This window comes from Collimonas sp. (assembly GCF_044339385.1).
Taxonomy (GTDB): Bacteria; Pseudomonadota; Gammaproteobacteria; order Burkholderiales; family Burkholderiaceae_D; genus Collimonas.
Window position 1 is genome coordinate 1 of sequence record NZ_JBIIVN010000152.1, and the last position, 6,410, is coordinate 6,410.

The window sequence follows — 6,410 nt, forward strand, 5'->3', positions numbered from 1 at the left end:
CGCCGCCAAACTTCTTCGACAGTACTGTCGCGATCGCTGCTGTCAGCGTGGTCTTGCCGTGGTCGACGTGGCCGATAGTGCCGACGTTGACGTGCGGCTTGGTCCGCTCGAATTTACCTTTTGCCATTTTATTCTTCCTTCAAAAAGAACGATGTTGTTAAACGATGTACGAATTAATTTCTTTACTATGCCGCCGCTTTATCTGGCCTGATGGGCGAGCCTGTTCGCCACGCTTCGGCGGCTCCTAAACCCAGTCCAAATCAGATAAATTACTTGGCTTTGGACGTTACGATTGCATCGATAACGTTCTTCGGCGCTTCAGCGTAGCGCTTGAATTCCATCGAGTAAGTTGCACGGCCTTGAGTAGCCGAACGCAACGAAGTCGAGTAACCAAACATTTCCGACAGAGGTACTTCAGCTTTGATGATCTTACCACCACCGCCGGCGATTTCATCCATGCCCTGCACCATACCGCGACGCGACGACAGATCGCCCATCACGGTACCAGCGTAGTCTTCCGGAGTTTCGACTTCAACTGCCATCATTGGCTCCAGAATAACCGGGCTGGCTTTACGGCAGCCGTCCTTGAACGCCATCGAAGCGGCCATGCGGAACGCATTTTCGTTCGAGTCAACGTCATGGTAAGAACCGAAGAACAGGGTGACCTTGACGTCTACCACTGGGTAGCCAGCCAAGACACCGGTGTTCAATGTTTCACGGACGCCCTTTTCAACTGCCGGGATGTATTCGCGTGGAACGGTACCGCCCTTGATCGCGTCAACGAACTCAAAGCCCTTGCCTGGTTCTTGCGGCTCGATCTTCAGAACCACATGACCGTACTGACCGCGACCACCCGATTGCTTGACGAACTTACCTTCGATTTCTTCGCAAGTCTTGCGGATGGTTTCGCGATAAGCAACTTGTGGCTTACCAACGGTCGCTTCAACGTTGAACTCACGCTTCATACGATCGACGATAATGTCCAGATGCAACTCACCCATACCGGCGATGATGGTCTGACCCGACTCTTCGTCTGTGCGAACACGGAACGAAGGATCTTCTTGTGCCAGGCGGTTCAGCGCCAGGCCCATTTTTTCCTGGTCGGCCTTGGTCTTTGGCTCGACTGCCTGCGAAATCACCGGCTCCGGGAACACCATGCGCTCCAGAATGATGAATGCATTGGTATCGCACAATGTGTCACCGGTAGTCGTATCCTTCATACCGATCAGTGCGGCGATATCGCCAGCCAGAATTTCCTTGATTTCTTCGCGCTGGTTAGCGTGCATTTGCACGATACGGCCGATACGCTCTTTCTTGCCCTTGATCGAATTCAACACGGTGTCGCCCGAGTTCAGAGTACCCGAGTAGCAGCGCATAAAGCAGATCTGACCAACGAACGGATCCGTTGCGATCTTGAAGGCCAGACCGGAGAACTTTTCAGTGTCTTCGGCTTTACGCGAGATCGGCGCATCATCTTCGTCCAGGCCAGGTACCGGCGGCACGTCCAGCGGCGAAGGCAGGTAGTCGACCACACCATCGAGCATGGCTTGCACGCCCTTGTTCTTGAACGCAGTACCGCACATCATCGGCACGATTTCGCTGGCCAGGGTACGTTGACGGATCGCAGCCTTGATTTCAGCTTCACTCAGGTCGCCTTCTTCCAGGTACTTGTTCATCAGCTCTTCCGATGCTTCGGCAGCGGCTTCCACCATGTTTTCGCGCCACTTAGCAGCATCTGCAGCCAGGTCAGCAGGGATATCACGATAGTCGAAAGTCATGCCTTGGGTATCGTCGTGCCAGTAGATCGCCTTCATCTTGACCAGATCGATCACGCCTTCGAACTTGTCTTCAGCGCCGATAGGTACTTGCATTGGAACCGGGTTAGCCTTCAGGCGAGCGCGCATCTGCTCGAAAACCTTGAAGAAGTTCGCGCCGGTGCGGTCCATCTTGTTGACGAACGCCAGACGTGGAACCTTGTACTTGTTAGCTTGACGCCACACAGTTTCCGACTGTGGCTGAACGCCGCCGACTGCACAGTAAACCATGCAAGCGCCATCCAGAACACGCATCGAGCGCTCAACTTCAATCGTGAAGTCAACGTGGCCCGGAGTGTCGATGATGTTGATGTGGTGAGGCTGGAAGTTACCCGCCATGCCCTTCCAAAAACAGGTGGTCGCAGCGGAGGTGATCGTGATGCCACGCTCTTGCTCCTGCTCCATCCAGTCCATGGTGGCCGCGCCATCATGCACTTCACCGATTTTGTGATTCACACCGGTATAAAACAGAACGCGTTCTGTAGTCGTGGTTTTACCTGCGTCGATGTGAGCGGAGATACCGATATTGCGATAGCGCTCAACGGGGGTCTTGCGAGCCATGATTTATTCCTAAGTCTTTTAATGTACGAAACCGAGCGCCATTTTTGATAAAAATATGCGCTCGGCTCGAACAAATTTCAGATGCGGACAGACGTCTCGATTCAGGGAGTCGGCTGCCCAGTCCATTAGAAGCGGAAGTGCGAGAACGCCTTGTTCGCTTCTGCCATACGGTGAACTTCGTCACGCTTTTTCATTGCACCGCCGCGACCTTCTGCGGCTTCCATCAACTCGCCACCCAGACGCTGCGGCATCGATTTTTCGCTGCGCTTGTTAGCCGCTTCACGCAACCAGCGCATCGACAACGCCATACGACGGACAGGACGAACTTCAACCGGCACCTGGTAGTTTGCACCACCAACGCGACGCGACTTAACTTCAACCAATGGCTTGGCGTTGCTGATAGCAAGGGCAAACACTTCCAGCGGATCTTTGCCGGACTTGGCTTGAATGTGCTCGAAGGCACCGTAAATGATGTTTTCTGCGACCGATTTCTTACCGGACAACATCAGGACGTTGACGAACTTCGCAACATCAACATTACCGAATTTTGGATCCGGCAGAATCTCCCGCTTGGGAACTTCACGACGACGTGGCATTTCGATTCCTTTCAATCTTCAGTTGAGCACGCAGATCTTTTGTTTCTGCACACTCGCGGACGGCCATCATAGCCACCCACTTACTCGGCCCATTCGGGACCGACACTAGTTTCGCTTGGCTTACGCCGCCCGAAAATGATTATTTCTTTGCAGCCTTAGCACGCTTTGCACCGTACTTCGAACGTGCTTGCTTACGATCCTTGACGCCCTGAGTATCCAGTGCACCGCGAACCATGTGGTAACGCACACCCGGCAAGTCTTTGACACGGCCGCCACGCAACAGCACGACACTATGTTCTTGCAGGTTATGGCCTTCACCGCCGATGTACGAAATAACTTCGAAACCGTTGGTCAGGCGAACTTTGGCAACTTTACGCAGAGCCGAGTTTGGCTTCTTTGGAGTTGTCGTATAAACGCGGGTGCAAACGCCGCGCTTTTGCGGGCTGTTTTCCAGCGCTGGTGATTTGCTCTTTACGACCGCAGAAACGCGCGGCTGGCGAATCAATTGATTGATGGTTGGCATCGTTATGTATCCAACAAAATTACGACGTTAATAACAACAATCCCGAAATCGGTTGTCCGGGATTGGACAGATACTTGCGCTAGAAACCGCACAATTTGCGCACCGTTCGCGCAGATCGACATTCAGCAGTAGAGAGGAAACGCGCTATAGAAAGCGGAAGCAGACCAAAGAACGCTCAGCCCAATATAGCCTACAATCGAGGTCCCACTAGTATATCCTCAAGACGGCGGCCAGTCAATCACAGTCGGCAATGCCAGGCCGTAAACGCGACACCCGGAAGCAGTCGGAGCAGCACGCCAAGGCTGGCTTTCCAGGCACAAGCCACAAGAAAGCAACACTTTTATTTACCTGCCGGATGGCGGCTACCCTGTCCCGGCTTTGCGGGATAATGTAGCTCGACTATTCTTGACAATCATGATGCCAGCCCTGTTTCGCCGCAACAATCTGTTCGTACTGGGTACTTACCTGACGTTGTCTCTGGTGCCGTTCGTACCGCTGCTGTTCGGGCAATCAATCGAACATCCGCTGCGCATCCTCCTGATGGAAGCTGCGATATGGCTGGTCATCTGGTCAGTCTTCAAGCGGCCAGCCTGGTTTCACTGGCTGCTGATCCCGGCGTTTATCGCTTTACCGACCGAAATTTACCTGCGTAAATTCTACAATCAGGGAATTTCTACCCATCATCTCGGTATTATCGTGGAAACCAGCCCCAGGGAGGCATTGGAATTCCTTGGCGACAGGGTGTGGTGGCTCGCTGCAATCCTGGCCTTCGTCGTGCTGTGGTGGGCGCTAAGTTGGCTGGCGGCGATCCGCACGCGCGACCTTGATCTTGAGGGACGGCTTCGCTGGCTCGGATGGTTAGTGCTCACAGTCGGCCTGGTGGCGTGGCTATATGGACAAGAGGTCGGCATTCAAACTGCGTCGTCGATTGTGAAACGCGACAGCGCGCTGACCTCCGCCGCCCACACGCATCTAGGCAAACTACCCAATTGGGCGGCAACCCCATTCCAGCATGAACCGCTCGGCCGTACCTGGCCATTCGGCCTCGCGGTTCGCGGCTACGATTTCTGGAAAGAACGGCAATATCTGGACGATCTTGAGCACAAGAACAGGCCATTTCATTTCGGCGCCCATCAGGCCAGCCATCAGAATACGCCGCAAATTGTGGTGATGGTGATCGGCGAATCCTCCCGCTACGATCGCTGGAGCTTGAACGGTTATCAGCGCGAGACTAATCCGCTGCTGAAAAAAGAGTCCAATCTGGTCAGTTTCTCTGATGTGATCACGTCGGTCTCTGCGACTCGCCTTTCGGTTCCGGTCATGGTTTCGCGCAAACCAGCAACCGACAGTCTGAAAGCCGGCTTCACCGAGAAGTCCTTCATCACGGCCTACAAAGAGGCTGGTTTCAAGACTTACTGGATATCCAACCAACTCTCCTACGGCAAGTTCGATACACCGATCTCGGTGTTTGCGAATGAAGCCGATGTGGTCCAGTTCCTGAACCTTGGGGGATTTACCAACACCTCGAATTTTGATGCAGTCCTGTTGCCACAATTACAAAAAGCAATGTCGGATCCAGCGCAGAAAAAGCTGATCGTTCTCCACACGCTCGGCAACCACTGGAATTACAGCCATCGCTACCCCGAAGAATATGACGAATGGCAGCCATCGCTGTACGGCGTCGACAACCCTGCCTACACCAATCTTGCCAACAAGCCGGCGCTCAACAACAGCTATGACAATTCAGTGCTGTATGTGGATTGGCTCCTGTCACAAGTAATAGTCGCACTGAAGGAATCCAGACAATTGAGCGCCATGATGTATTTTTCCGATCACGGCCAGACGCTATATGACGGCAGTTGCAAGATTGCATTCCACGGGCACAACACTCAGTTCGAGTTCCATATTCCGGCGCTGATGTGGTATTCGGATCTGTACAAGCAAGCCTATCCGGACAAGGTCACTCAGTTACTGCGCCATAAACGCGCGCGCATGACCACCGAAAACGTCTTTCATTCGCTGCTTGATCTGTCCGACATCCGCTACCCTGATGAGCGGTTGGAATGGAGCTTCCTGAGCGACCAGCTGCGCCTGCACAAACGCTATGTCGATAGTTATGGCTGGACCGATTACGACAATACGACCTTCAAGGGCGACTGCAGGGAGGTCATCGACAACGGCAAGCCTCTGCAACAGCAACAAGACTAACCAGGCTATAAGTGCGCAACGGCGAGCCCGAATAAAAGCCGTAACAGACGTTGAATGAAAAAAAACGGCAGCGGATAATCATCCGTTACGAGGATTAAACGGCGTCGCCCTGCTGTGCGTTCAACTCCTCAGCTGCACGTGCTTCTGCAGCTGCCAGGCGTGCTGCCTGTTCGGATTGCAACAACGCTGTGCGCTCTTCGGCTTCCCAGGTGTCTTTTTCCTTGTGTGCACGATGGAATGCGAGACCGGTGCCGGCTGGGATCAGACGACCAACGATAACGTTTTCCTTCAGGCCGCGCAGCGTGTCTTTCTTGCCCATGATTGCGGCTTCGGTCAACACGCGGGTGGTTTCCTGGAACGATGCGGCCGAGATGAACGAATCGGTCGACAGCGATGCCTTGGTAATACCCAGCAAGACGTTTTCGTAAGTTGCAGGAATATTGCCCGCTGCAATCGCACGGTCGTTTTCATCCAGCAGCTCCGAACGCTCGACCTGCTCACCAGTGATGTAAGACGCATCGCCGGCATCAACGATCTGCACGCGACGCAACATCTGGCGTACGATCACTTCGATGTGCTTGGCGTTGATCTTCACGCCTTGCAAACGGTACACGTCTTGAACTTCGTCGACGATGTAACGTGCCAGCGCTTCGATACCCAACAGGCGCAGGATGTCTTGCGGATCGGCTGGGCCGTCGACAATCATTT

Annotated in this window: 5 protein-coding genes and 1 pseudogene; 1 reads left to right on the plus strand and 5 read right to left on the minus strand. The window is 53.7% G+C overall.

Going from position 1 to position 6,410, the window contains the following annotated elements; all coding sequences use genetic code 11:
- From ACIQ0R_RS10490 to rpsL, 4 genes are all read right to left on the minus strand, one after another.
- Positions 1 to 127, minus strand: a 127-nt coding sequence (locus ACIQ0R_RS10490) for a GTP-binding protein (RefSeq protein ID WP_229427325.1), incomplete at its 3' end; no start/stop codon positions are given.
- Between the two features lie 142 nt (positions 128 to 269).
- Positions 270 to 2,375 carry an elongation factor G gene (gene fusA, locus ACIQ0R_RS10495; protein WP_395826962.1) on the minus strand — a complete coding sequence of 702 codons (2,106 nt, stop codon included), beginning with the start codon at positions 2,373 to 2,375 and terminating at the stop codon, positions 270 to 272.
- 125 nt (positions 2,376 to 2,500) lie between these two features.
- Positions 2,501 to 2,971 (minus strand): 30S ribosomal protein S7, encoded by a 471-nt coding sequence (rpsG, locus tag ACIQ0R_RS10500; RefSeq protein ID WP_061532009.1) that lies wholly within the window; start codon positions 2,969 to 2,971, stop codon positions 2,501 to 2,503.
- 139 nt (positions 2,972 to 3,110) lie between these two features.
- On the minus strand, positions 3,111 to 3,494 hold the full coding sequence (rpsL, locus tag ACIQ0R_RS10505; RefSeq protein WP_014004389.1) for a 30S ribosomal protein S12: 384 nt from the start codon (positions 3,492 to 3,494) through the stop codon (positions 3,111 to 3,113).
- A 417-nt stretch (positions 3,495 to 3,911) separates the two neighbouring features.
- Here rpsL and ACIQ0R_RS10510 point away from each other — a divergent pair, with 417 nt between their 5' ends.
- Positions 3,912 to 5,702, plus strand: a complete 1,791-nt coding sequence (locus tag ACIQ0R_RS10510; RefSeq protein ID WP_395826967.1) for a phosphoethanolamine transferase — start codon at positions 3,912 to 3,914, stop codon at positions 5,700 to 5,702.
- Between the two features lie 94 nt (positions 5,703 to 5,796).
- Here ACIQ0R_RS10510 and ACIQ0R_RS10515 read toward each other — a convergent pair.
- Positions 5,797 to 6,410: pseudogene (locus ACIQ0R_RS10515) on the minus strand (DNA-directed RNA polymerase subunit beta'); the annotation flags it as partial.